At 39.5% G+C, this 25,466-nt stretch carries 25 protein-coding genes; 9 read left to right on the top strand and 16 right to left on the bottom strand.

The genetic code is table 11. The features are described 5' to 3' along the window. Positions 1-16: 16 nt before the first annotated feature. Entirely contained in the window at positions 17-691 is a 675-nt protein-coding gene (locus IFO69_RS08345) for a DNA alkylation repair protein (protein WP_192009603.1), read from the top strand. Between the two features lie 13 nt (positions 692-704). Here IFO69_RS08345 and IFO69_RS08350 read toward each other — a convergent pair whose 3' ends face one another. After that, a complete protein-coding gene (locus IFO69_RS08350) occupies positions 705-1,913 on the bottom strand; it encodes a CehA/McbA family metallohydrolase domain-containing protein (RefSeq protein WP_192009604.1) in 1,209 nt (402 codons plus the stop codon). Positions 1,914-2,078: 165 nt separating this feature from the next. On the opposite strand from IFO69_RS08350, the gene IFO69_RS08355 reads away from it, so the two are divergent. Further along, entirely contained in the window at positions 2,079-2,417 is a 339-nt protein-coding gene (locus tag IFO69_RS08355) for an ExbD/TolR family protein (protein ID WP_192009605.1), read from the top strand. Positions 2,418-2,552: 135 nt separating this feature from the next. On the opposite strand, the gene IFO69_RS08360 is transcribed toward IFO69_RS08355, so the two are convergent. After that, complete coding sequence (locus IFO69_RS08360) at positions 2,553-3,617, bottom strand: copper resistance protein NlpE N-terminal domain-containing protein (protein WP_192009606.1); 1,065 nt, start codon at positions 3,615-3,617, stop codon at positions 2,553-2,555. A 132-nt stretch (positions 3,618-3,749) separates the two neighbouring features. On the opposite strand from IFO69_RS08360, the gene IFO69_RS08365 reads away from it, so the two are divergent. From IFO69_RS08365 to IFO69_RS08390, 6 genes are all read left to right on the top strand, one after another. Continuing rightward, the gene (locus IFO69_RS08365) at positions 3,750-4,319 is read left to right on the top strand and encodes a Crp/Fnr family transcriptional regulator (protein ID WP_192009607.1); all 570 of its coding nucleotides are present in this window, start codon (positions 3,750-3,752) and stop codon (positions 4,317-4,319) included. Between the two features lie 60 nt (positions 4,320-4,379). Beyond that, a complete protein-coding gene (locus IFO69_RS08370; RefSeq protein WP_192009608.1) occupies positions 4,380-4,805 on the top strand; it encodes an SRPBCC domain-containing protein in 426 nt (141 codons plus the stop codon). A 29-nt stretch (positions 4,806-4,834) separates the two neighbouring features. Further along, positions 4,835-5,302: a YdeI/OmpD-associated family protein gene (locus tag IFO69_RS08375; protein ID WP_192009609.1), complete on the top strand. Its 468-nt coding sequence runs from the start codon at positions 4,835-4,837 to the stop codon at positions 5,300-5,302. 215 nt (positions 5,303-5,517) lie between these two features. Then, positions 5,518-7,365 carry a sulfatase family protein gene (locus IFO69_RS08380; RefSeq protein ID WP_192009610.1) on the top strand — a complete coding sequence of 616 codons (1,848 nt, stop codon included), beginning with the start codon at positions 5,518-5,520 and terminating at the stop codon, positions 7,363-7,365. A 19-nt stretch (positions 7,366-7,384) separates the two neighbouring features. Then, entirely contained in the window at positions 7,385-8,278 is an 894-nt protein-coding gene (locus IFO69_RS08385; RefSeq protein ID WP_192009611.1) for a LysR substrate-binding domain-containing protein, read from the top strand. Positions 8,279-8,356: 78 nt separating this feature from the next. Then, positions 8,357-9,340 carry a YeiH family protein gene (locus IFO69_RS08390; RefSeq protein ID WP_192009612.1) on the top strand — a complete coding sequence of 328 codons (984 nt, stop codon included), beginning with the start codon at positions 8,357-8,359 and terminating at the stop codon, positions 9,338-9,340. 53 nt (positions 9,341-9,393) lie between these two features. Here the strand turns inward: IFO69_RS08390 and IFO69_RS08395 are convergent, their stop codons facing one another. The 5 genes from IFO69_RS08395 to IFO69_RS08415 form a co-directional block, all read right to left on the bottom strand. Beyond that, entirely contained in the window at positions 9,394-11,559 is a 2,166-nt protein-coding gene (locus tag IFO69_RS08395) for a protein-disulfide reductase DsbD family protein (RefSeq protein WP_192009613.1), read from the bottom strand. 154 nt (positions 11,560-11,713) lie between these two features. Further along, positions 11,714-13,099: a dipeptidase gene (locus IFO69_RS08400; RefSeq protein WP_192009614.1), complete on the bottom strand. Its 1,386-nt coding sequence runs from the start codon at positions 13,097-13,099 to the stop codon at positions 11,714-11,716. Positions 13,100-13,200: 101 nt separating this feature from the next. Beyond that, positions 13,201-13,812 carry a trimeric intracellular cation channel family protein gene (locus IFO69_RS08405; protein ID WP_192009615.1) on the bottom strand — a complete coding sequence of 204 codons (612 nt, stop codon included), beginning with the start codon at positions 13,810-13,812 and terminating at the stop codon, positions 13,201-13,203. Positions 13,813-13,896: 84 nt separating this feature from the next. Further along, positions 13,897-14,514 carry a class I SAM-dependent methyltransferase gene (locus IFO69_RS08410; protein WP_192009616.1) on the bottom strand — a complete coding sequence of 206 codons (618 nt, stop codon included), beginning with the start codon at positions 14,512-14,514 and terminating at the stop codon, positions 13,897-13,899. Beyond that, positions 14,511-15,398 carry a patatin-like phospholipase family protein gene (locus IFO69_RS08415; RefSeq protein WP_192009617.1) on the bottom strand — a complete coding sequence of 296 codons (888 nt, stop codon included), beginning with the start codon at positions 15,396-15,398 and terminating at the stop codon, positions 14,511-14,513. Before IFO69_RS08415 ends, IFO69_RS08410 begins: the two co-directional genes overlap by 4 nt. Before the next feature lie 64 nt (positions 15,399-15,462). On the opposite strand from IFO69_RS08415, the gene IFO69_RS08420 reads away from it, so the two are divergent. Next, on the top strand, positions 15,463-15,885 hold the full coding sequence (locus IFO69_RS08420; protein ID WP_192009618.1) for a VOC family protein: 423 nt from the start codon (positions 15,463-15,465) through the stop codon (positions 15,883-15,885). 69 nt (positions 15,886-15,954) lie between these two features. On the opposite strand, the gene IFO69_RS08425 is transcribed toward IFO69_RS08420, so the two are convergent. From IFO69_RS08425 to IFO69_RS08465, 9 genes are all read right to left on the bottom strand, one after another. Beyond that, complete coding sequence (locus tag IFO69_RS08425) at positions 15,955-16,986, bottom strand: oxidoreductase (protein ID WP_192009619.1); 1,032 nt, start codon at positions 16,984-16,986, stop codon at positions 15,955-15,957. Then, entirely contained in the window at positions 16,987-17,613 is a 627-nt protein-coding gene (locus tag IFO69_RS08430) for a response regulator transcription factor (RefSeq protein WP_192009620.1), read from the bottom strand. 260 nt (positions 17,614-17,873) lie between these two features. After that, positions 17,874-18,632 carry a sensor histidine kinase gene (locus IFO69_RS08435; protein WP_192009621.1) on the bottom strand — a complete coding sequence of 253 codons (759 nt, stop codon included), beginning with the start codon at positions 18,630-18,632 and terminating at the stop codon, positions 17,874-17,876. Between the two features lie 9 nt (positions 18,633-18,641). Continuing rightward, positions 18,642-19,325 carry a hypothetical protein gene (locus IFO69_RS08440; protein ID WP_192009622.1) on the bottom strand — a complete coding sequence of 228 codons (684 nt, stop codon included), beginning with the start codon at positions 19,323-19,325 and terminating at the stop codon, positions 18,642-18,644. 36 nt (positions 19,326-19,361) lie between these two features. Then, positions 19,362-19,796: a hypothetical protein gene (locus IFO69_RS08445; RefSeq protein ID WP_192009623.1), complete on the bottom strand. Its 435-nt coding sequence runs from the start codon at positions 19,794-19,796 to the stop codon at positions 19,362-19,364. A 52-nt stretch (positions 19,797-19,848) separates the two neighbouring features. Then, a complete protein-coding gene (locus IFO69_RS08450; protein WP_192009624.1) occupies positions 19,849-20,523 on the bottom strand; it encodes a hypothetical protein in 675 nt (224 codons plus the stop codon). Positions 20,524-20,789: 266 nt separating this feature from the next. Continuing rightward, complete coding sequence (secDF, locus tag IFO69_RS08455; RefSeq protein WP_192009625.1) at positions 20,790-23,756, bottom strand: protein translocase subunit SecDF; 2,967 nt, start codon at positions 23,754-23,756, stop codon at positions 20,790-20,792. Positions 23,757-23,848: 92 nt separating this feature from the next. After that, positions 23,849-24,220 carry a hypothetical protein gene (locus tag IFO69_RS08460; protein ID WP_225444051.1) on the bottom strand — a complete coding sequence of 124 codons (372 nt, stop codon included), beginning with the start codon at positions 24,218-24,220 and terminating at the stop codon, positions 23,849-23,851. A gap of 115 nt (positions 24,221-24,335) precedes the next feature. Continuing rightward, positions 24,336-25,445 (bottom strand): acyltransferase family protein, encoded by a 1,110-nt coding sequence (locus IFO69_RS08465; protein ID WP_192009627.1) that lies wholly within the window; start codon positions 25,443-25,445, stop codon positions 24,336-24,338. Positions 25,446-25,466 lie beyond the last annotated feature (21 nt).

Consider the following 25,466-nt stretch of genomic DNA (forward strand, 5'->3'; position numbering starts at 1 on the left):
TATTTATCTTTCCTTGATGCAAGCTTATATCAGAACTTTAGAAGATGAATTTAAGCGCCATGCCAATGGGGTAGTTGCCCTTGGACAAAAAGCTTATATGAAAGACCATTTTGAATTTTTGGGACTAAAGACCCCATTAAGACGAGATATTCAAAAGCCATTTCTGGAGAAATCAACCCTCCCCAAAAAAGAAGACATTCCAGAACTGGTTGAAATCCTTTGGAACAAACCGGAAAGAGAGTTTCAACTTTTTGCGCAAGAGCTTGCCGAAAAATACATCAAAAAGGTAGAAAAGGCAGATATTGACCTCTTTGAGTACATGGTTATCCACAAATCATGGTGGGACACAGTGGATTTTATCGCAGTGAAATTAATGGGCAAATACTTTTCTGTCTTCCCTGAACAGACCCAATTTTATGTGGATAAGTGGTTGGCCTCAGGAAATATATGGCTTCAAAGGTGCGCATTGATTTTCCAGCTCAATTATAAAAACAATCTGGATACCAAACTGCTTTCTCACACCATCCATTCCCTTCTTGGGTCGAAGGAGTTCTTTATCAACAAGGCCATTGGCTGGATTTTAAGGCAATATAGTAAAACTGATCCCACGTGGGTCCAACAATTTGTAGATAATACGGCTTTGGCAAATTTGAGCGAAAAGGAAGCTCTCCGATTGATTAAAGCCAATTAGTCGAATATAATCCTTATTCCATAACAGGTTGTGTCCAAGCTGTTTCCACATCTCCAACTTGATAGGGATTTTCTTTAGGTTTAGAAGAAACTATTTTAGCCCTTACATACATATCATCAACTTGTAAAGTATAGCTGGCTTGCAAGCCATTTTCCTCTTTCAATAATATACCAGACATCTCTGGGGCTGACTTTTTTGTGCCAAAAAACTGAATAGTATAGGATACCCCTTCTTCTCTCTGAATGAAAACCTCCAATTTTCCATTTTTAAAAACTATATCCTCCAATACCACTCCGGTACTGGCATAAAAATCACCCCTCTCCATGGCCTCCACCAAAGCTTCTGGGTTTAGCTCATCGGCCCGTACCATTACCCAGCCTCTTCCTGGGTTACTATTGCTTCCATTGAAAACATGATAATTATGGGCATCATCCACTGCCAAGCCGTAAATCAAAGGTTTTTCACCTTTCAAGTAAGCTACTTGGACCTTATCCCAAAGGACCTCCATACTTGGTCGCAATGAATCACCATAATTATTCACCAAAGGGTGCCCATTGTACACTTCAAAAAACCTTTCTCCATCTAAATCCATAATATCCTCTGGGGTGATGGCCCAAATAAAGTTAGGATGGTTGATGTGCATAAACATGGGCTGGCCTGTAGAATCCCTCTGTGCTTTCACTTTATCTAAATTCCGCTGCAACACCTCAGAAACAGAATTGCCACCTTGAGGCTCCAAGACGTGCTGAATATTGGTGACATTCATATGTAAAGGCTTCTTGTCAAAGCTATCACTGATTTCCTCAGATTGTACAATCAAAAACTCTCCCTCCTCTTCAAATAACTGCCGGTATTCTTCTAAGGTTTTTAACTTTACTTCTATTCTTCCCGCACTATCTTCACGATATTCTACCCAGCTATCTCCATACTTTTTGAAGTACTTCTCAAACGCCATTTCATGAGTGGGTGATTTAGGTATCAATTTCCACTTCTCTCCTTCTGCCAACGTATTGTGATCGGAAAGTACCGCAAAATCATAGCCATGCGACTTATACCAGTCCATTATCATTTCCGGATAATCATCACCATCACTCCAATAGGAGTGGGTATGGAGGTTTCCTTTATACCAAACCTTGCTGCTTCCTACTTCCTCTTTTGTATTAGGAGTACAGGACAATAAGAAACAAAGACCAAGTAATAACTTAAAAAAACAGAAGTGCATAATCCTGATGTTAGTTTATATAAAATTAGAATTTTAATCAGAACCTTATAAGAATTAAGGTGTTAAATAAATTCAATGTTTTGATTTTAAAGATCAACTAAATACTTTTTTAATAAACTACTTTTTTAGTATATTGAATTGATTTCATCACAAAACCTTTTAATCATGAGAATTGTAGGCATTTTTATCCTAACCGTAATCTTTTCAGTTGGCTTTAGCTGTACAAGTGAGAGCCCAATGAAAGAAACAAAAACCAAAGACCAAATCTCTGTCCATGTCAATGCCAACCAGCAGATACGCGTCAATGGCGAGCTATGTTCATTGGATGACTTTTCTAAAATTGTCGAAAAAGCAAAAGAAGAAATCGGTGGTAAAGAAATCTTTATCAGCTTGACCGTTGGAGACAATGTCAAAATGGGCTTGATCGCTGACATCCAGTCCAGCCTAAAAGAACTCGATTTGAGAAAAATACTTTACCGCTCAGGTCTAACAAACAAATCATAATCTTAGAATACTTTTTAAACTTACTTGCTGATCATAGCTGAAACTTAATAATAACAATTAGGCTCTGCTAGCTTTGAATACCAATTAACAAAAGATCCTGAGTATGTACCCAGGATCCTTTCTTATTCAGTTTGATTAGTCAATCTTTTTAAAAACTAATTCATCTTCTTCATTACTTAAAGTTAAACGACCTTCGCTGATTATAAAATCATAAGTTTGATCGTTCAGCTTTTTTAAAAAAACACCTTCTTTCTCCAAATTTGGACAGGCCATTTGAGTGGAAACCACCTTCCCGAAAGTAACCTTTTGATTCTCTAATGTGATGTTTCCATTTATCCTATTACAACCTCCAAAACCATAGAATCGGTTTTCCATCAAATTGAATTCTAAATTGGGTGACTTTCCTTCCTTCATGAAAACCTCGCCATTTATGCTTTCCAAGACCCAAATATCATTTAACCTATAATCGCCTTGGTAATCCCCACAACCTGAATATTCTTTATATTCCTGTTCGTCACCCACCTTCACTCGTACAGTCACTCTATGTCCAAATTCTTTTCCAGACATCGTATCTTGACAGGGTTCTTTAAAAATAGTAACCTGCAAACTCCCCTTTTCGGTCTCAGCTCTATATGTTACCGCATTTACATCCTGGGGTCTTACTGGTTTGGTAAGAGGAACGGTAATTGGTTCACCCTCCATCGGCTTAAAAGTTATATTTTTGTGAAAGTCCATTTCCACTGACCAAAAAGGTTCATTCCCACTTGCTTTGAACCCAACAAACGACTTTTCCTTTAGCTTCATGTTAAAATTCTCTGGTTTGCTAGAGCGCAGTTGATAAAGTGCTGCTGTACTTCCCTCAATGGGATTTCCAGATTTGTCCAACATCAAAATACCTTCCTCATTAACTTTAAACTGTCTCGTCCCATCCGATGAGTGCTTATCTGAGAGTGTAATCATACCATCTGCGTCCATTACAAAGTTTCCTTTATGCTGGCTCACTTCCGAACTTCTATCCTGATAAATCATTTTCTCGATATAACTAGAGTCATTTTCCAGGGTCAGCTCATAACTGATTCCAGGACAATCAGCACAAGGCAAAACACCATAGTAAGTTCCTATCGGGACTTCTTTCTTTTCTGAGACACAACTAGCCAAAACAATTAATCCAAACAGGCATAAATAAAGTAAATTCTTCATGATTCAGTTTTTTATTACAAGTAATATTTAACAAAACCTGAACCAAACTTGATCCATATTGGAAAATGTTTTGTTAAAAATGCTTAACATATTACAAATCATTATCTTCATTTGAAGTAAAAATCTTTAGCAATGCAAGCCCTTCAACAATACATTAAGACCTACTTTGATTTAAAAGCTAATGACCTAGCAATACTTGCATCGCTGTTTATTACTGAAAAACTTTCAAAAGGTGAATACTATCTTAAAACCGGAAGCTATGATTCCAAATTAAGTTTTATCAAAACCGGGCACCTCAGAATATTTGATTATACCGATGCCAAGGACATCACACAATGGATTTCATCACCTGGAGACTTTATCACAGATTTACAGTGTTTGGTATTTCAAGGTCCTGCCAGAAAGAATGTCCAAGCCATTTCAGATTGTGAACTTTTCACCATCACCAAAACCAACTATCAGCGACTTCCGGATATCATTCCCCAATGGCATGAAATTGAGAAAATATTCATTGCAAAGTGTTTTATGACATTGGAGGATCGTGTTTTTGGTTTTCTTTCCCTTTCTGCCGAGGAGCGGTTCCAACGCCTTTTCGATTACAAAAGAGAGCTTTTTAACCAAGTTCCTCTCCATCAAATTGCTTCTATGTTGGGAATAAGTCCAGAAACCCTGAGCAGAATTCGTAAAAACTTGAATTCTTGATATAGATCAAGAAAAACCTGCTCGGATTAATAGACCTTTGGATAATAAAACTTATTCAAAATGAAAATAGAAACACATATTCACATCCAATCGACACCTGAAAAAGTATGGAGTGTTTTAATGGACTTTGAAACTTATCCACAATGGAATCCTTTTATTAAAAGTGTAAAGGGCAAAATTCAATTAGGTCAAAGAATTACAGTGGATCTTCAAGGAATGACCTTCAAACCCAAAATTATAAAGTATCATAAGAACCGCTCTTTCTCTTGGCTGGGCAAGCTCTTATTCCAAGGGATTTTTGATGGACAGCACAGCTTCGATTTAGTAGAAAATAAATATGGAGGTACGGACTTTATCCAAAGTGAAAAGTTCTCCGGACTTTTGGTGCCATTCCTGAAAAGTAAACTTCTCAACGAAACATTGCCTGCTTTTGAACTGATGAATAAAAAGCTAAAAGAAAGGGTAGAAGCTACATCAATTTTATAAATTTATACTAGACCTTTCTAATTGGTTCCATGCAAGTAAAAAAGCCTCTAGTTGATAAAACATTCCTTTTAAGCAAATTCCCTGGTAAAGGCGGCTGGACTTACACCATTATCCCTGAGATACAACCAGGAAAACACACTCACTTTGGCTGGGTGACTGTCAGGGGCAGCATTGATGGTTATCCATTGGAACACTATAAATTAATGCCCTTTGGAAATGGCCAACTCTTTCTTCCAGTAAAAGCGGCCATAAGAAAGAAGATTAAAAAAGAGGCTGGTGATCAGGTTAGGGTCATTCTTCATTTGGATGAAACTCCCCTTAAAATCCCTAGCGAACTTCTAGAGTGCTTTGATTACGAACCCAAAGTGGCCCTTGATAACTTTCATAGACTTCCTGAATCAGAGCAAAAAGCTTACATAGATTGGATTTATGCTGCAAAAAAAGAAGAAACCAAAGCAAACAGAATTGCAAAAATGATGGAAAAACTTCTGCAATAGCTGCTCAATTCAACTCTACTATCAAAAGCGATCACAACAACTAACCGAAAAACAAGTATTTGATACTTTCATCAAACAATTAATAGGCAAAAGAAGTTAAATGCCTATTTTCATTCTAACAGTTTCGCTGAAAAAATAACTCTCAACCGAAATGGTTATCAATTGATTTTTAAAGCATTTTAATTATACAATAATCCCATAGTAAATTCTAACTCATGAATTCATTTTTCCGAAGAATCGTTTTAATCATACTCATTGTCACAGTATCCTTTTTGAAGGCCCATAGCCAATCGAGGCCCAACATTGTGTGGATAACTTCTGAAGACAATTCCAAACATTACCTTTCTCTATTTGATTCGAATGGAATATCTACACCCAACATAGAACGATTAGCAGTTACTGGGCTGACCTTTGACCATGCCTTTTCTAATGCCCCCGTTTGTAGTGTTGCTAGATCTACTCTAATCTCTGGCTGTTATGCACCGCGTGTTGGTGTTCAATTTCATCGAAAGCTTCAAAAAGTACCCCTGCCTAATGGTCTCAAAATGTTTCCAACCTATTTAAGAGAGGCAGGATATTACACGACCAATAATGCCAAAGAGGATTACAACTTCATCAAAAATGATGGTGCCTGGGATGACTCGTCCAATAAGGCTTCATACAAAAACCGAAAAGAAGGCCAACCATTTTTCCATGTCTTCAACATAGCCATTACCCATGAAGGCAGCCTCCACTTTGATGAAAACGTAATAGATAAAATACCGCTCGAGGAACTTCCAGAACCTGGCAGATTACAGCCAAATCATCCTCAAACCGAACTATTTAAATACACTCGAGCTCGTTACTTATCCAAAATTCAGGATATGGACAAAAAGGTGGGGGAAATAATCAATGAATTGGAAAAAGATGGACTCCTTGAAAATACATTTATTTTCTATTTTGGGGATCATGGTGGTGTAATGCCAGGTAGTAAGGGCTACTTATATGAAACAGGACTTCATATTCCATTGGTTATCCACATTCCTGAAAAATATGCTGATTTGGTAAGTTATCCACAGGGAAGCAGGGTAACAGACTTTGTTAGTTTTGTAGATTTTGCCCCTACAGTTTTAAAATTGGCTGGAATACAATCTCCTGAACGAATGGATGGTAAATCTTTCCTTAATCCAAAATCTACCCCTACAAGACAACAAACTTTTGGTTATGCAGACCGCTTTGATGAAAAGTATGATTTGGTGCGCTCCCTAAGAAGTGGTAAATACAAATACATTAGAAATTATCAGCCCTTCAACTTCGATGGGTTGATGAACAACTACCGTTATCAACAAAAAGCTTATGAAGAATGGTGGGATTTATATTGCGGTGGAAAACTAGATAAAACCCAAGCTAGTTTCTTTAAATCGAGACCGGCCGAGATGCTTTTTGATGTGGAACAAGACCCATTCGAAACCAACAACCTAGCGCAAGATCCAGCTTACAGAAAAATTCTACTTTCCTTGCGTCACGATCTTAGGGAATGGGAAACATCCATGCCTGACTTATCTTTTTATCCGGAGTTTTATCTGATTAATTCAGCTTTTAACAATCCCGTTGAGTTTGGAAAATCTCATAAAAAGGAAATACAGCAATATATAAAAATTGCAGATTGGAGTTTGGAGGATTATGATAAAGTAAAAAAATCCATTTCTAAAACACTTGATTCTTCTGACCCTTGGGAAAGATATTGGGCCTTAATCGTGGCAAGCAGCTTCGGTCAAGAAGCTAAAGAGATGCAGGTTACGATAAAAAGCATCGCGCTAAACGATCCAGAAAAAATCAACCGTGTGAGAGCAGCGGAATTCCTCGGCTTGTTAAAAATAGAAAATCCAGCTCCAATAATGCTCCAGGCACTGTACAATTCGTCAGACGGAAATGAAGCTTTACTGATTCTTAATTCAATCGTACTCATGCAAGACGGATCTGGTAAGTATGCTTTTGATATCGACACCAATAAAATCCATGATGAGGTTAAAAGTAACGAAGAAGTAAAAAGAAGACTATTATATTTAATGGATCAAAACTAAATTCTTTTACTGGAAAGCGATGTTAGACTTTAGATTACAGGTATTCCACACGGTGGCCAAAAGACTAAATTTCACTAAAGCCGCCGAAGAACTGTACATCACGCAGCCTGCTGTTACTAAACATATCCGGAACATTGAAGCGCACTATCAGGTCAAGCTCTTCCACCGACAAGGAAGTAAAATTTCACTAACGCCTGCCGGAAAAGCCCTATATGAAGGCGCTGAAAAAATCTTTGGTATCTACAGGAGCCTAGAATTCGAAATGAATAATTTTGCCCAATCTCATCGAGGAGAGTTGAGGATTGGTGCAAGTAGTACGGTGGCTCAATATATCTTGCCTCCAATCTTGGCTTCTTTCCGGGAAAAGTTTCAGGACATTCAGTTAACACTTACAACTGGAAACACAGAACAAATTGAAAAACTGCTAAAAAAGCAGCAAATTGGTCTAGGGATTATTGAGGGATTTTCCAAAAGTACATTCTTTAAGTATACCGAATTTATCAAAGACGAACTTGTCCTAATTGCAAGAGTTAGCCATCCCTTAAAACATAAAGAAAGTCTGAGCAAAGAAGAATTGCTGGATGTTCCATTACTCCTGAGAGAACCTGGATCGGGCACCTTGGAAGTTATCTCCCACAGTTTAAAGGAGCAAGGAATCAGTCTTAGCCAGCTTAAAAAAGAAATGCAACTGGGCAGCACAGAAAGCATAAAGCGCTATCTGGTCAATTCCAACGCAATGGCCTTTCTTTCCATTTTCACTGTTCTGAAAGAACTTCAACAAAACGAATTCATTATTATTGATGTGGATAACCTCCATATTGAACGTCATTTTTTCTTTATTCAAGCTCATGGAGAAAAGGAAAACCTCTCTTCATTGTTTATGAAATTTGCCCTTCATCATAACTTGAAGTAATCGGTCATTCCGAAAAACAATTTCCTTCTCGCTGTTTGGTTCCCCATTTTTGTATTATCCCAAACAGGAGTTATTGAAATGGAAAAGATCAGTCAAGCTTTCAGAAACTTAATCCAGTTACAATCCTTTCTAGATCGTACCTTCAGCTTTCGTGAAATTCTCTTCTGGCTGGTAAGTATTTCTTGCTTATTTCCAATCATCCCTGCCCCCTTGGCGCTATTATTTGGACTATTATTTGCCAACTTTATTGGATTCCCACTGGCCAATAATAAACAAAGGACAACTGATTACCTTTTACAATTTGCCATTGTGGGTTTAGGCTTTGGCATCAAAGCAGATGAAGCTATTGCCGTGGGCAAACAAGGCTTTCAACTTACGCTGGCAAGTATCTTTATCACACTAATTTTGGGATGGATACTTGGAAAATACTTCAAGTTGGACAAAAAAATAGCCTTTCTAATCTCTGCAGGCACGGCTATTTGCGGAGGAAGTGCTATTGCGGCAGTGTCTCCAGCCATCAAAGCCAATAAAAGTCAAGTTTCTGTCGCGCTTGGAACCGTCTTTATTCTCAATTCCTTGGCATTATTCGTCTTTCCAGTTGTCGGCCATGCTCTTGCGCTCAGCCCAACTCAGTTCGGCACCTGGTGTGCCATCGCCATCCATGATACGAGCTCAGTAGTAGGAGCAGCCAGTCAATTCGGTGAGCAAGCATTAGCTACTGCCACCACAGTCAAACTCGCCCGTGCACTTTGGATTATCCCAGTTACCTTAATAGCGTCAATGATATTCGGAAAAGGCCCAAGAAAAACCAAAATCCCCTATTTCATTGGTCTGTTCCTATTGGCCATAGTTGCTAACACCTATTTTCCATTTGTCGAAAAATACAGGGTGCAATTTACCCAAATTGCCCATGCAGCGATGACCTTGGCCCTATTCTACATTGGTTGTGGCCTATCTAAAAAAACACTGTTTGCGGGTGGAATAAGAACATTTGGTCAAGCTGCTACGCTGTGGATAATTATCTCCAGCACAACACTCTGGGTTGTCACTTATTATTTTTAAGAGCAAAAAGGGTACTGGAAAAACCTGTACCCTTTCTCTATATTATCTGACCACTACTGCATAAACGCAGCTTTGGCTTTATCCAAAAAGTCAACAAAACTCTGTGGATCTGTGTCATAAGCCTTAGGCCTGACCAACATGTTCTCTTCATGATCCAAAATCACATAATAAGGCTGCGCATTATTATTGAATTTGGTAATTTGAAAATCCGCATTTTGTTTTCCTATGGTTTTCTTCACCTTATTATCATAAGTCGAGGTATACCAATCTGATTCTGGCAATTCTGTCCTTTCATCGACATATAAGGCGACTATGACAAAGTCATTCTTCAATCTGCTCAGCACTTCTGCTTGTGACCAAACTTTAGCTTCCATCTCACGGCAATTCACACAACCGTGCCCCGTAAAGTCAATGAACAAAGGTTTGTTTTCCTTTCTAGCCACCCGCAAAGCTTGATCGTAATCGAAGTATCCTTGAATACCATGTGGGAAATGTAATAAATCAGCGAATTTTGGTTCTTCTGTCATCGGCTTGGCTGCACTTCCACCTCCAGAATTTTCCCTTATCATTTTCTCCAAATTAAAATCGTGCGTCGACATCGGTGGCAAATATCCGCTTAAAGACTTGAGGGGTGCCCCAAATAAGCCCGGCACCAGATAAATCACAAAGATAAATGTACCGATGGCGAGTAAAAGTCTAGGCACGCTAAGCTTCTCCATAATGGAATCATGCGGCAATCTGATTTTACCCAAGAGATAAAAGCCCATTGAGGCGAATATCACAATCCAGATGGCGATATAAATATCTCGGTCTAATAAACCCCAGTGATAAACCTGATCGGCTGTGCTGAGGAATTTGAAGGCCAAAGCCAATTCCAAAAAACCCAAAACCACCTTTACAGAGTTTAACCATCCACCAGACTTTGGAAGTCCGTTCAACCATTCAGGGAAGATTGCAAATAGCGTAAAAGGAATCGCAAAGGCCAAAGAGAAGGCAATCATTCCCATAATTGGTTTTAGGATCTCACCACCAGCCGATTCGATCAAAATCGAACCAACAATAGGCCCCGTACACGAAAATGATACCAATACCAAAGTAAATGCCATAAAGAAAACCCCCGTAAGTCCACCCTTATCCGCTTTGGCATCCATTTTATTGACCAAACCACTGGGTAAGGTAATTTCAAAAAGACCCAAAAAGGCCAAAGCAAAGAAAATAAATACCAGAAAGAAAAAGAGATTGGGAACCCAATGGGTAGAAAGCCAATTGGCAAATTCAGGACCTTGAATCGCAGCAACAATAGTTCCAGCCAAAGTATAGATTACAATAATGCTCAATCCATAAATAAAGGCATTTCTGATACCTTGTGACCTCGACTTGCTACTTCCTGTAAAGAAAGTAACCGTCATAGGGATCATTGGAAACACACAGGGAGTCAATAAAGCTGCCAATCCACCCAAAAAAGCAGCTATAACAAATGGTAGCATCGATGTAGCATCTCCTTGCTTTCCCTCCGGATCCAAATCAACCTCCGGAACTTCGGTCACCTGCTTGTCAGCAGAATTTTCCTGAACTTCAGCATCGTTGGACAAGGAAGTCTGAGCGGTATCCACCTTTTGCTGCATAGGGGGAGCAATCACTTCACTTTTTTTTTCAGTTTCTTGAGCAGAAACTGCCGTATCTACATCTTCAGAGGTGGCAACATCATTTTTTTTTTCTACTGTTTTCGTTTGGTTCTTTATGGCTGCATTGATATTCTTGCTGAAATCTTCTTCATAAGGAACGCACTGGCCAGTAACATCAGAGCACATCTGATAGGACATCACTCCCACAATTTTCACAGCTGCCTCTGTGATCTTAACTTTCTGTCTAAACTCAGCTTTTCCGGTAAAATAGCTTACCTCACCTTCCCAGATCTCATCCATCTTTCTCTTAGGCTTGATCGGGGTGAGCCCTCCAACTTTTTCAAAACCAGAAGAGCCTTCCAAACTCAATTCCGTAATCATTGGGCCTAAATCCGGATCAAAATCGTTTGAGTAGACATACCAGTTTTCAGGAATCTCTGCCTTGAAAATCAGCTCAATTTCATCACCTACAAATGGGGCTTCTTTGGAAAGGGACATTTGCCACTTTGGTGGCTCAATCAATTGCGCAAATGTTGAAAAACTCAAAAGACACAACAAAGCGACAATCGGAAAGGACGTTTTAATGCTATTCATAAATATTCAATACGAATTATCTGTATGAAAAGGTATTAATGCAGACTAAAGTTCCTGAAAAAACTCCTATTACCCTAATAGATATAGTCAGAACAGACGAAACAATCGGGTAAAGGCAATTAAGTTTAACGCCATTACCCGATTAATTATCCTGCTACTTAGAAAGTCGTTTAAACTCTTTAAAGAACTGCACAATAGTTTCAATTCCCAAGAAGTAATTCTTCACCCCATAATGTTCATTTGGAGAATGGATCGCATCGGTATCCAGGCCAAAGCCTAACAAAATTGGGTCAAGTCCTAACTCTTCCTGGAATAGGGAAGTAATCGGAACAGATCCACCTTCTCTGGTCGGGATTGCTTGCTTACCAAACACAGCAGAAACAGCTGCTTCAGCAGCTTTGTATCCCACTGATGATGTAGGAACCACAGCTGGCTTACCTCCATGATGAGGAGTGACTTTCACTTTTACCGAGTCAGGAGCCAAAGACTCAAAATGTTTTTGGAACAATTCCGAAATCTCATGGTGATTTTGATGGGGGACCAATCTCATGGAAATTTTAGCATAAGCTTTTGATGGAAGCACTGTTTTGGCTCCTTCACCTATATAGCCTCCCCAAATGCCGTTTACATCTAAGGTAGGCCTGATCCCAGTGCGTTCTAAAGTGGTAAATCCAGCTTCTCCCTCTACTGATTTAATATCCAGTTTGCGCCTATAATCATCTAGGTCAAAAGGAGCCTCATTGAGTTTCTTCCTGTACTCAGCTGAAAGTTCTTCCACCTTGTCATAAAAACCAGGGATAGTAATCTTTCTATCCTCATCCTGTAGTTGGGCAATCATCTTACACAGGATATTAATAGGATTTGCTACTGCGCCACCATAGGTTCCACTGTGCAGGTCACGATTAGGGCCGGTCACCTCCACTTGCATATATGCTAGCCCTCTCAACCCCACAGTCACAGAAGGCGTATCCAGAGAAATCATGCTGGTATCGGAAATAAGAACCACATCAGCCTTTAACTTTTCCTTATTGGCTTTGATAAAGTTCTCCAAGTTGTCTGACCCAACTTCCTCTTCACCCTCTATCATAAACTTCACATTACAAACCAATTCACCCTCAGCCATCATGGCTTCAAAAGCTTTGACATGCATGTAAAACTGCCCTTTATCATCCGCTGATCCACGAGCAAAAATAGCCCCTTCGGGGTGCATTTCCGCCTTTTTAATTACCGGTTCAAAAGGAGCAGAATCCCAAAGTTCATAGGGGTCAGCAGGCTGTACATCATAATGTCCATACACCAAAATAGTGGGCAAAGAAGCATCAATGATCTTTTCACCATACACCACTGGATAGCCTGGGGTTTGACAAATCTCTACTTGATCAGCACCGGCTTCGACCAAGCGCGCCTTCACATAATCAGCCGCCTTGAATACCTCTTCTTTGAATTTTGGGTCTGCACTGACAGATGGTATTCTGAGTAGGTCCAAAAGCTCATTGAGAAACTTTTCCTGATTTTGCTGAATATAATCTTTCGATGCCATATTTGGGATTTTTGATTGATAATGAGAAAGTCCAAAATTACATTTTTAATAGAGGAATTCCACAAAACAATCCATTTTCCAGCAACTTCCATCGGAATTCACTATTTCTTCCAGTCCAGCTGCGGCCAACTTAGTTTATAACGCACAGCAACCAGCCTTATCACCACCACCAGAAGAAAGGAGATGATCAAATTGACATTTCTTTCTACTCCAAAATTGAAAAGTACAATAAAGAGAATAGCTCCCGCCAGACAGGCTGAGGCATAAACTTCCTTTCTCATCAAAATAGGGGTGTCATTGGTGAGCATATCCCGAATCACCCCGCCCATCACGGCAGAAAACATTCCCATCATGGCAGCTATTTCAGGAGCCACTCCCATACTCAGTGCCTTTTCGGCACCCAATACAGAAAACAAGGCGATCCCCAAAGTATCAAACAAGAACAAGGTTTTCCGCAATTTTGACATGGCTTTAAAGAAAAGTATGGCTGTAAGGATCCCTCCAAAAATAGCGTACAAATATCGAACATCATTGATCCAAACCAGTGGGTAACTATCCAAAAGCACATCCCTGAGCGTCCCCCCTCCGATGGCCGTTATAAAACCTGTGAAGCCAGCTCCAAACACATCATGCTCCCTATCCTTCACCGCTAATGCGCCAGAGACAGCAAAAAAAAAGGTTCCGACCAAATCAAAAATGAACAGTAAATCCATGCTTATTAAATTGAATTATGCTGTGTAAATATAATTAGAATCGTGCTGCAGATTTTAAGGGTTGCCGAAATGTTTTAATGGCGCTTATCCTTTTTCAAAAACGAAAACCCCCATGGCTCTTTGACCATGGACCAAAACGGACTTGGGGTTTTCCAAATAACTCAACCGATGTTTCTCTACCACTGTTTCCAAAAGTTTTTCAGTCAATAAAAATCTGCTTGATCCATCCGGCAAGTTATAAACCCCGTCTCCTATCATCTCGGCTTTTTTTTCCATTTCTCCAAAACCTGTGGTCATTCTCAAAAATAAAATCCCGCCTGGCTCCACAACACGAAGCATCTCATCAAACATCTGGTGAAAGTGGCCAGTATTCTTTGCAAAATGCAAAACAGCAGAACTGATGATTGCCTGAAAAGCACCTTGATGAAAGGGTAAGTCCTCCACTGAAGCTACTTGAAATCTCAGCAAATCGTATTGAGGCTGAAGAGAGCGGGCATAAGTTCGGACCATCTGAATGGCAGTTGGGTTCTGATCTACACCAAAAACCTGATAATTTTCCTGAAGCAAATAAATCAGGTTTCTTCCCTCTCCACAGCCGGCATCCAAAATACGCATGTCTTTAGTAAACCTACCTTTCAGAATTTGATCCAAAAGATAGATATCAATATTCCCTAACAACTTATTGAGAGAAGAAACATTCATAGATTCAATTGTTTAAGCGTGGCATGAGTCAACTCTCTGCCTGTTTCAATGATTTCCTTGGCACGATAAAACTCAAAAGTTCCGCATTGCTTTCTGGACATTTGAACCACAGCATCAACTGGGTGGTTCTGCAAAATATAGTCAGAAAGTCTGTCCTGCATCATCTCAAATGACAGGTTCATCAAATCCAGAAAACTGGGACTTTTGGGCTTCTCTTTCTTTTCCTGTGGAAAGTATTTGCTCATTTTTGATTTATACTCTGTCACCCAAGCTGGCACAGTAATAAATGACTTAGCTGATTTCACTTCTGGTGCCTCTTTCACCAAACAGGAAATTGGCGCATTGACATCCGATGCAATGACTAAATCACTTTTATAGTTCTTGGCCAAACTCAAAGGGATAGGATTCAAAACCGCACCATCCACATACTCTCCTTTCCCAATAGCATAAGGCTTAATGACCGTAGGAATGGCTGCGGAAGCTCTGATTGCTTGGAATAAACTGCCGCTATCAAAAGTAGTCTCTTCTCCCGTTAGAATGTTCACAGCATTGCACGAAAACGGAATAGGCAAGTTCTCGATCAGGTCATCCCCTACCAAGGACTCCACCGCCTGAAAAACCTTGTTGCCTTTAATGAACCCTCGGGTGGAAAGGGTAAAATCCATCAAAGCAAAAACATCTATCCGATCCAAATTACAGATCCAATCTCTATAAATATCCAATTTCCCCATGGCATAAAGACCACCAACCAATGCGCCCATAGAGCACCCTGCGATGGCATTGATTTTATAGCCCTGCTCTTCTAAGGCCTGGATCACACCGATATGGGCCAAGCCTCGGGCTCCACCAGATGAAAGTACTAAAGAAACTGTCTTTTGAGGCATGATAATTTTCTAAGAATACCTTACATTCATGTCAAAGTAATTAACGAATCCAAAGTTATAAATTATGCCAGACTACAACCCTTTTCATCTAGCTTTTCCCGTTAAAAATATAGAAGATACCCGAGCCTTCTATCAAGGAGTTTTAGGCTGTGAAATTGGAAGAAGCACCGACAAATGGATAGATTTTAACTTCTTTGGACATCAGCTTTCCGCACATGTAAAGCCAGATGAATTGAGCAAGGCACTAGCCAATGAAGTAGATGGAAAACAAGTACCTGTCAGGCATTTTGGTGCTGTATTGCCATGGGAAGAATGGCATGAATTGGCCGAAAATCTAAAAGCAGGTGGTATGGATTTTATAATTGAACCAGGAATCAGGTTTGAAGGACAAGTGGGAGAGCAGGCTACCATGTTCTTTCTTGATCCAAGTGGCAATGCTTTGGAATTTAAATCTTTTAAAGACCCCAATCAGATTTTTGCAAAATAATGAGAGTGTGTCCTTGACATGTTGTCAAGGACACACTCTCCTACCCCTTACATCCACAATTAGCTATCATTATAGTGCTACCCTCAGCCCCTCAGCATGGCTCTTTTGAGCCGCCTCTATCACTTTGAGTGTCATGATGGCGTCTTTTGCTGGAACAGCCAACTTTGCCTCACCTAGAATGGTCTTGGCAATATTCTCATAATAGGCCAAGTAATTACCATCAAGAGTTGGGTAAGCAAAGGATTCACCTTCCAAAAACACTTTACCATAGGACTCTTCAGGTTCAACACCCCAACCGGGACTTCCTGGCAATATCCTTTCTTTAAAAGCTGCCTCTTGAACATCCAAGCCATATTTACTGTAACTTCCTTTGTCACCTAAAATCAGGAACTTTGGAAGAGTGGCATTCATCAGGATACTGGCGCTCAAACGAACCTTCAGCCCTGGATACATCAATGTCACATCAAAGAAGTCATCTGCAGCCACACCGTCCCGTTGCTTCAAAATCTCAGCATAAACCCAGTCTGGTTTACCGAAAAGTAACAATGCTTGATCAATAAGATGAGCGCCCAAATCATAGAGTATTCCACTGCCAGGTACTTCCTTTTCTCGCCAATTGTCATTGGGAACTGGCCTAAAGCGATCAAAATGGGACTCAAAATGTACAATCCTGCCTAAAGTGCCTTCCATTATCAATTGCTGTACAGTCTGGAAATCACCATCCCACCTCCTGTTTTGGAATGGAGATAATAAAAGCCCCTTTTCTTTTGCCAGTTCGTCCAAATGCTCAGCATCTGAAGAAGTAACGGTTATAGGCTTATCTACTACCACATGTTTTCCCGCTTCCAAGGCCATTTTTGCTTGGGAATAATGGTATTCATTGGGGGTACATATCACCACCAATTCCACATCTGAAGAGGTCAACATTTCTTCCAGACTTCTATAAACAGTAACCTGAGGATATTTTTCTTTGGAATTGGAGTGATTTCTCTCAACAACAGCAATGAGATCCAAAAGTTCCTGCTGATGGATAAGTGGGGCATGCATGGTCTGGGCCACTCTTCCAAAACCAACAAGCCCGGTTTTAATAGGGTTTGTCATCTATAATTTCATTTCAATGGCTTTCTTCATCAGCTCAATGGCTGTATTTACGCCCAACTTATGGTGGATGTTTTTACGGTGGGTCTCTACCGTATAAACACTCAAAAAAAGTTCATCCGCGATGGCTTGGTTATTATGGCCTTCCTTAATCAAAGATAAAATCTGCAACTCTCTTCTCGAAAGCTTAAATTTCTGTTTGTAAGCATCATAATACTGGTCTTCATCTACCTGCTTCAATACTCGCTCAAAATGCATAACATGATGCCCATCGACAACTTCTCTAATGGTATAGATCAACTCATCCGGGTCAGCATCTTTAAGCACGTAACCGTCTACACCTTGTTTTTGGCATTTTTTAAAAATATCCTCATCATCGTACATAGAAAGTACAATGACTTTTACCTTTATTTTCTCTTTGTTGATCTGCTGGATAGCACCCAAGCCATCCATGCCGGGCATATTCATATCGGTCAGGACGACATCCACTTTTTCCTTTTTGAGAAACTCTACCATTTCCCGACCATTGGTAAAAATGTCCAACACTTGCATGTCCTCTTCATTCTCTAAGAGGTTAGCAATGCCCTTGGCAAACATTTTATGATCATCTGCTAAAACTAAGCGAATCATATTTTTATATCTAAAACTGTAAAACCTAAAGCTGTCAAGCAGCCATACACGCAACTATCCAACGAATATCTCGAAATTCCCAATGGATATGAAAGTTCACGAACGATAAAATCCATTTCCTGAGAGAAATCACTTTTCCACAACTAGTCTAAGCATTATGATTCAATATCATGAAAACGGTACATGAAGTAATTTAATGCGTTAACATGAGGCCAAATCGCATTATCTTGGGTGTCTTTCATTACTAAGTTAACAGTAATCTAGGCAAAGGGCAATAAAAGTTTGATTTCTGTGCCCATATTTATTTTAGAAAAAAGTTGTAAGTTTCCCCCAATGGTCTCAATTCTAGACTTCAAATTGTGCAACCCCATGCCTTTGGACTTGTCCTCCACATCAAATCCTTTTCCATCATCTTTGATCATAAGCTCCAAGAAATCATTCTTTTGCTGCAAAGAAACCGTAATCAACTTAGGTTCAGCATGCTTCATGGTGTTATTGAGGCATTCTTGGATAATTCGGATCAGTACCAATTTTTGGTCTTTTTCTAGTTCCAGTTCAGTGATGTTGCTATCAAATTGAGTCTGGCAAAATCCCGAATTTTCAATCTTTTGAAGTTCTTGTTGAATAAAGTCAAGAAGTTTCACCTCCTTCACCCAATCCAAATTAAGTCGCTTGGAAAGCGTTCTTACTTCTTTGATGGCTTGGTTGATCAATCGCTTCCCTTCGGAGAAATTTTCTGGATCGGGATTATTTAACGTAAGCTTGGTCAATGAAAGAATTTGTCCCACATTATCGTGCAGCTCTTGCCCAATAAATGACAAGGTTTGCTCTTGGATCTCCTTCTCCACACCCAAGATTGTCCTTTCATACTCTGCTTTCATATGGTCCATCTTCTGCCGATTACGGATTTGCTGCTGGCGATGGAAAAGTACCATGGCCACAATAAAACCACACATTACCAGAGTAATCAATACTCCAGAAGTAATTAAAAATACAAACTGAGCTGGATCAGATGACATACCGCAAACTTAAGTCGTAAAATACTTTCCTTGAAACACTTTGGGAGCATAAAATGCAAAACCCATTACCAAATAGGTTACTCCTGCCATCAATCTATTAAGATCAAACAAGGATACCACCAATGCTTGATAATCTGCCTTTAATAAAAATGAAAAACTGGCCCAAATCAAGAACGTACTGGAATAGTAAAAAAACAACACGGTTATGATCCAAAAATAGGGAATGGATAAGAGATTGGAATTGATATAGTCATTTCTATTAAAGACCTTATAATAAAAAGAAATGCTATACAGGATAATCATTAAACTGCCATAGATAAGCAAATAATGCTGGAAAATTTTGGTAACTGGCTGAAAAAAAATGGAATCAATGATTCCGAAAAAAAACAAAAATGCAATTGAAATATTGATCCTTTTCTTCATCAGCTCAGATCGGAAAACCATTTTAAAAAAAATAAGATAAAGTGAATTGAGCAGATAAATGCCAAAAATATTATAAATGATATGGTTGTTTCCGTTTGCGCTATAATTTTTGACTACTTCTGACAAATATTCCTGAATCAACACGAGTGCAAGCACAGAAAAAATTAATATGTTGGCCTTTTTGTATTGCCTGTCAGTTTTAAAAATTAAAGCTGACAGGCTTATCAATGCTCCTACCAATATCGTAATCAGGTATAAATTAAAAGTCATTTCTCCTAGTATTGATAAAGAGCTAAAATACAGATTTTAACAAGTCGGAGGACATATATTACCAAAATTATACGCATCTTCCTCTTCGTCATCACCATCTCCCTCACCTTCCTCAGCCATTAGGCTCATCCTATCTATAGAGGAAACTCCCAACTCTACAAAGTCCTTTTCACCTTCTTTGTTTGATGGCACCATCGCCAAGGTCAATCTGCCCACATATTCTTCTCCCAAAATACTTTCAAAGCTCTCATCATATTCTCCGAAATAGAATTTGATCCCACCTTTTTCAGCATCTGTCTTGGACAATACCTCCTCAATTTCTTTTCGGCTAAACCAAATCCACTCGGTTTGATCTTTAATTTCCTTGCCTTTCTTATTCACTCCAGGATATCCTTTTCCAATTTCCTTTCCGTACTTTCTTCTAAGTTTTCTAAACTGTTTTTTTGTAAGTTTTTCGTTCTTCTTGCTCATCGCTTTAATGTTTAGGTGAATTATTATTTATGGCTTGGCAGTTAAAGTTGGCTTACCTCTTATTATAATTCTTTTCCAAAAACAGGTATGGTGTATAAAAGGATAGCCCAAATGATAGGTACATAATCCCGGCCATTACCCGGTTTAGCCCCATCCAAGGCTTGAGAATCGCATAATCTATGGAAGGGTTCCAGTGATAAACCCCAAACAAAATCAGCGCCTCCACATAAAAGAAAATAATACCTGTTACAATCCAAAAGTGTGGAACTGCTACAATGTTGGCATCTGCATAAACCCTTAACTTAAGCACTTGATATAGAAACCTTGCAGACAAGAACAAGATAAATAGACCAAATGGAATCATGCTATAATACTGGAAAACCTTATCAATTGGCTGAATCCAAATGGAATTAATTACCCCCCAAAGATACAGTCCCATCAATGCCAAATTGATCTTCCGCTTAGCTCCTTTTTTGACCTCAAGCAACTTTAGATAAGATACCAGCAAAAATGTTTGCAAATAAGTACCACAGATATTGTATAACATCACATTATTAATGCCTTTACTCCCTGTAAATGCACCTGCTGCTTCCAAGAAAAGCACAAATGCTAAGGTAAGTAATAAAATCTTATGTGTATTCTTATATGCTGGTTTTTGGTAGAAATAATAGATGACGCTCCCGATTAAGCTACTCAGGATAACGCCTAAATATGCTGTTTGACTCATAAATACTCCTTTACACACATTTAGTTTTTACACTTTGACAGTGCAAAATTGACTTTTTCTAATACGGCAAGATAGTAGGTTTGAGCAGGAAGAAAAATACCGTGATTGGGGTATTTTCAGTGACTTAGATTCAAATTCGAGGGCCTAAAAACAAATCCAGAGGCTCTTGAAAAGTCTAAAAACTTAACATAGTTTTATCCATTATAAAAAGTCAAAAAAGGGGCTCTCCAAATGGAGAGCCCCTTCTTAACATATAGTTATATCAATTAAGCCAATTTTTTGGCTTCTTCTTTCTCTTGTTCGATTTCCTTCTTCATCAAATCCACTACGATAGGTGTAGCGATATAAATGGATGAATAAGTACCAATCAACACACCAATAAACAAGGCAAAAGAGAAACCTCTCAATACCTCACCACCAAAGATCAATAATACAATCACTACAATCAAAGTAGTGAATGAAGTAATCAAGGTTCTGGCCATCGTTTGGTTGATAGCATCATTGAACATTTTCACCAATTTAGAAGTCCCTCTATTGGCCACATTCTCCCTGATACGGTCAAATACAATCACGGTATCGTTAATAGAGTAACCTATCACCGTCAATACCGCCGCTATAAATACCTGGTCGATCTCGAATGTTGCGCCAAATGCACTCGCAATCGCAAATGCCGCCACTACAAACAAGGTATCATGGATCAATGCAATGATAGATGCCAATGAATATTGCCACTTACGGAACCTCAATAAGATGTAAAGGAAAATTGCTACCAAAGCAAAGAACATCGCCTCCATAGATGAATTCTTGATATCATCAGCTACCGTAGCCCCTACTTTAGAAGAGCCAGTGATCGCAAATGAACTGTCGCTCAATTGAGTAGCATCATCTACATAAGCCAGTCCAGTTACTTGAGCAATACCTTCTCTAATCTTAGTCTCCACTTCGCTATTGGCTTCATCGGAGTCCTCGTTGATCAAGTATGAAGTTGTTACTTTAATGACATTATTGGCTCCGTACGTTTTGGCTTCTACCGAACCATCAAGGGCTTTATCCAAACCTGTTTTTAAATCAGAAGGAACCACAGGCTGGCTGAATTCTACAATGTAAGAACGGCCTCCAGTAAAGTCAACACCGAATTTCAAGCCATTGATTACAGCAAATGCCAAACCGACAATGATAATCCCTGAAGAGATCAAATAAGCTACTTTTCTCTTACCTAAGAAATCAATGTTAAGGTTGCTGAACATGTTCTTAGAGAATGGCGTAGCAAAAGAGATTTTGCTTTGTTCACCTTTCTTGCTCAACCAATACACAATCACTCTCGTGATAAATACCGCTGAGAAGAATGAAGAGGCAATACCAATCATCAATACAATAGCAAAACCTTTTACAGGTCCCTGACCCAATGCATATAGAATAGCTCCAGTAAGGAATGTAGTAACGTTGGAGTCAAGGATGGCACTGAATGCTTTGTTATAACCACTGTTGATGGCTTGTAACAAGCCAGCACCCGCGGCCAACTCTTCTTTGATTCTTTCAAAGATCAATACGTTTGCATCAATGGACATACCAATGGTCAATACGATACCTGCAATACCTGGTAAAGTAAGTGCGGTACCCAATTGCGCCAAGATCCCCAAGATAAAGAAGATGTTGAAGATCAATGCTGCAGTAGCCACAAAACCACCTTTGGCATAGTAAGCGATCATAAACAATACTACGATCGCCAAACCAGCAACCATAGAGTTGACACCTTGTGCCTGAGCTTCTTTACCCAAAGTTGGGCCGATAATGGCTTCTTCTACAATTTTGGTCGGAGCAGGAAGTGTACCTGATTTCAAGATATTTGCCAAATCCTTGGCTTCTTCCATGGTAAAGTTACCCGTAATCTCTGATTGACCATTTGGAATCTCACCTATAATGTTAGGAGCAGTATACACATAGTTGTCCAATACTACGGCGATTCTTCTTCCGATATTCTCAGAAGTCATTTTTCTCCATTTTCTGGCACCATCAGCATTCATGCTCATGCTCACAGCAGGGTTAGAAGACTGATCCAACACTTGCTTGGCATCGGTGATCACATCACCTTCCAATGGAGCTTGATCTGTTCCTCTTGGTGTTTCGATTGCATGAAGTTCAAGTAGTTCAAGATCGTCTGCTTCACGAGGCTTCACTGACCACATAAAGGTCAGGTCTCTTGGGATCAAAGATTTGATATCATCTCTCTTAAGAATTCTATTGATGGCAATCGTATCTTTTACTTCATATACCAAACCATAATTGGCTTTCAATAGAGAGAATAAAGGAGACACCTCAGAAGAAAGGGAGTCAGCACCCTCACCACCATCTGCCAATTGACGCTCCAGATCAGTCAAAGTAGAATCAGCTTCTACCACTTCACCTTCTTCAGTTGTAGTTTCTACAGTTCCTTTTTTTGCTCTTGCTTCAGCTACCAGTGCTGAGTTGATGCTTTGCAATACACCTTGGTATTCATTGATCTCAGCAACTCTCCAGAATTGTAGCTTAGCTACTCCTTGCAATAAATTTCTTACACGCTCTTGGTTATCCACACCTGGCAATTCAATCTGGATTCTACCAGTACCTTGGATACGTTGGATATTAGGCTGGGAAGTACCAAAACGGTCAATACGAGTTCTCAGGATATTGAAAGAACGCTCGATGGCGTTTTCGATCTCATTATCGATGATCTCAAGAATTTCACTATCAGAAGACTCCAAAGAGATTCTTCCTCTATTTGCAGCAGTAGCATAAATGGTGTTCAACTGCTTGTCACCTGATTTGTCTTTCCAAGAAGTGTAAAACAAGTCCACAAACTTTTCATTGGAAGTTTTGGATTGCTCTTCAGCTTCTTCCACAGATGCATTGAATGCTTCATTTTGGCTGTTTCCTGCCAAACCTTTCACAATCTCCACTGGCGAAACTGCCAATGTCACGTGCATACCACCTTGAAGGTCTAGACCTAATCCTAGTTCAGTTTCCTTAACTTCTTTGAATGTATATTCTAGGCCAAGGAAGTTATAAACAGGCTCTCTCCAGATGGAGTCGAGGTAAGATTGTTTTTTGGCATAATCTAAATTGCCACTTGCATCTGTTGCATAGGCAACTGCGTCCTTTTGGACATTACTTGATACGTAGGTAAATGACAGATAATACAAGCATAAAGCCGTAACCACCACTGTCAAGAACACAATGATCCCTTTGTTTTGCATGGTTTACTTAAATAAATATAATTTGTTGATTGATTACAATTGTAGAAACCTGGCTTAAAGCCAAGCTGAAGATGATAGAAAAGTGGAATTAATTACGGTGCATTTGGAGCCATGATTCGCTCCAAGAGAACTTCTAAAAAATGACTTGGATATTTGGCCATTGAGGCCTGTGGTCTGACGATTTGCTCCTCAAAACCCACAATTTCATAAATCAATTGCATGGTGTTTTCAGCCACCAAGCTAGCAAAAGGAACCACTACCGCATCAGTAGCTACATCCAAAAAAGTCTGATGATCCTGATCTTGATCATCATCGTGATCTTGAACCTGCTCGGTCAAGTCACAATCATCATCTTGCAGGTTGATAAAAGAATGCGAATTAGAAATCAAAAAGCAGCATAGAGCCACCAAAAGGACAGTCATCCTTTGGTGCAATAAGTTCTTTTGTCTGCTTTTCCTATTCATAGAAAGCAAATGTAGGTATTTTTTAAAACAAAAGCATTTTTTTGAAAAAAAATCCACTCTTACATAATAAAAGCTGTACTTCTCTACATATCAAGCATTTATACTGAATGCAAAGTTAAACCTTGATAATAATATTCTTTTTCCACATCAAATAGGCAGGAATAAATAAGATGACCATCATCAGTAAAGCTCCACCCAAAGAAGCATTTTTAGGTTCCAGCCAGCCATTAAAAAGTACCTCTTGTAAAAAGAATTTCAGACTGACCATTTCACCATTCAAGTTGAGCTTGATCAGTCCAAATAACTTTGCTATGATACCTGAAAGAAAAAATACGGTAATGGCATTCATCCCATAGATCACAAATGGCAGTGACCATTTTTTCCAACCTTTTACATCCAAAATCCAGTAACATAATGCCAAACCTAAAAATGCCCATCCAGCAGTGTAGAGCACAAAAGAGCTTGTCCAAAGGGCCTTATTCAGTGGAAAAACAAATGACCAAAGGTAACCACCTATCAATAATGCTAGGCCCCAGGTTACCCACTGTTTTAGTCTTGTACCATGCTCGGAGCTCCCCGTAAGTACTTTTCCACAGAAGATTCCCAACAAACAGGTTACAATGGCAGGCAAAGTGGAAAAGAGTCCCTCAGGATCCCAAGTTTTGGTTTGATACCACATGTGTCCCATTAGAATTTGCTGATCGATCCAAGCTGCCAAATTGGTTCCCGCTTCCAAGTTTGCCTCTCCAATTCCCGGTACCGGAATCACCGTCATACAGATCCAATAGAAAACCAATATAGCAGCGCCTGTTGCCAAAATAGTTCTAGGAGATAGATAGAGATACATCAAAGTACTGATGAAATAAACCACCCCTATGCGCTGTAAAACACCTGGAAAGCGCAAGTTGGCCAAATCAAAGTAAGGAAATGCAGTGAGTAGAAGCCCAAGTCCAATCAATTTCAGCGACCTGATGAAGGCCTTTCTCACAAGTTGTTGCTTCTCTGCACCTTTCCTTAATTGCCCCCCTAGTGAAAGCTCAACAGCCACACCAACGATAAAAAGGAAAAAAGGGAATATCAAATCAGTAGGTGTGCATCCGTGCCATTTGGCATGTAATAAAGGAGGGTAAACCGCAGACCAAGAACCAGGGTTGTTGACCAAAATCATCGCAAAGATGGTAATGCCACGAAACACATCCAACGAAAGTATTCTCTTTTTAGACATAAAAAAAACGATTAGTAGCTA

Origin of the sequence: Echinicola arenosa (genome assembly GCF_014841125.1) — a bacterium.
GTDB lineage: Bacteria > Bacteroidota > Bacteroidia > Cytophagales > Cyclobacteriaceae > Echinicola > Echinicola arenosa.

Bases quoted from the DNA above. Each gene is read 5' to 3' on its own strand.
- IFO69_RS08345 (WP_192009603.1), top strand. From the start codon at position 17: ATGCAAGCTTATATCAGAACTTTAGAAGATGAATTTAAGCGCCATGCC.
- IFO69_RS08350 (WP_192009604.1), bottom strand. From the start codon at position 1,913: ATGCACTTCTGTTTTTTTAAGTTATTACTTGGTCTTTGTTTCTTATTG.
- IFO69_RS08355 (WP_192009605.1), top strand. From the start codon at position 2,079: ATGAGAATTGTAGGCATTTTTATCCTAACCGTAATCTTTTCAGTTGGC.
- IFO69_RS08360 (WP_192009606.1), bottom strand. From the start codon at position 3,617: ATGAAGAATTTACTTTATTTATGCCTGTTTGGATTAATTGTTTTGGCT.
- IFO69_RS08365 (WP_192009607.1), top strand. From the start codon at position 3,750: ATGCAAGCCCTTCAACAATACATTAAGACCTACTTTGATTTAAAAGCT.
- IFO69_RS08370 (WP_192009608.1), top strand. From the start codon at position 4,380: ATGAAAATAGAAACACATATTCACATCCAATCGACACCTGAAAAAGTA.
- IFO69_RS08375 (WP_192009609.1), top strand. From the start codon at position 4,835: ATGCAAGTAAAAAAGCCTCTAGTTGATAAAACATTCCTTTTAAGCAAA.
- IFO69_RS08380 (WP_192009610.1), top strand. From the start codon at position 5,518: ATGAATTCATTTTTCCGAAGAATCGTTTTAATCATACTCATTGTCACA.
- IFO69_RS08385 (WP_192009611.1), top strand. From the start codon at position 7,385: ATGTTAGACTTTAGATTACAGGTATTCCACACGGTGGCCAAAAGACTA.
- IFO69_RS08390 (WP_192009612.1), top strand. From the start codon at position 8,357: ATGGAAAAGATCAGTCAAGCTTTCAGAAACTTAATCCAGTTACAATCC.
- IFO69_RS08395 (WP_192009613.1), bottom strand. From the start codon at position 11,559: ATGAATAGCATTAAAACGTCCTTTCCGATTGTCGCTTTGTTGTGTCTT.
- IFO69_RS08400 (WP_192009614.1), bottom strand. From the start codon at position 13,099: ATGGCATCGAAAGATTATATTCAGCAAAATCAGGAAAAGTTTCTCAAT.
- IFO69_RS08405 (WP_192009615.1), bottom strand. From the start codon at position 13,812: ATGGATTTACTGTTCATTTTTGATTTGGTCGGAACCTTTTTTTTTGCT.
- IFO69_RS08410 (WP_192009616.1), bottom strand. From the start codon at position 14,514: ATGAATGTTTCTTCTCTCAATAAGTTGTTAGGGAATATTGATATCTAT.
- IFO69_RS08415 (WP_192009617.1), bottom strand. From the start codon at position 15,398: ATGCCTCAAAAGACAGTTTCTTTAGTACTTTCATCTGGTGGAGCCCGA.
- IFO69_RS08420 (WP_192009618.1), top strand. From the start codon at position 15,463: ATGCCAGACTACAACCCTTTTCATCTAGCTTTTCCCGTTAAAAATATA.
- IFO69_RS08425 (WP_192009619.1), bottom strand. From the start codon at position 16,986: ATGACAAACCCTATTAAAACCGGGCTTGTTGGTTTTGGAAGAGTGGCC.
- IFO69_RS08430 (WP_192009620.1), bottom strand. From the start codon at position 17,613: ATGATTCGCTTAGTTTTAGCAGATGATCATAAAATGTTTGCCAAGGGC.
- IFO69_RS08435 (WP_192009621.1), bottom strand. From the start codon at position 18,632: ATGTCATCTGATCCAGCTCAGTTTGTATTTTTAATTACTTCTGGAGTA.
- IFO69_RS08440 (WP_192009622.1), bottom strand. From the start codon at position 19,325: ATGACTTTTAATTTATACCTGATTACGATATTGGTAGGAGCATTGATA.
- IFO69_RS08445 (WP_192009623.1), bottom strand. From the start codon at position 19,796: ATGAGCAAGAAGAACGAAAAACTTACAAAAAAACAGTTTAGAAAACTT.
- IFO69_RS08450 (WP_192009624.1), bottom strand. From the start codon at position 20,523: ATGAGTCAAACAGCATATTTAGGCGTTATCCTGAGTAGCTTAATCGGG.
- secDF (WP_192009625.1), bottom strand. From the start codon at position 23,756: ATGCAAAACAAAGGGATCATTGTGTTCTTGACAGTGGTGGTTACGGCT.
- IFO69_RS08460 (WP_225444051.1), bottom strand. From the start codon at position 24,220: ATGAATAGGAAAAGCAGACAAAAGAACTTATTGCACCAAAGGATGACT.
- IFO69_RS08465 (WP_192009627.1), bottom strand. From the start codon at position 25,445: ATGTCTAAAAAGAGAATACTTTCGTTGGATGTGTTTCGTGGCATTACC.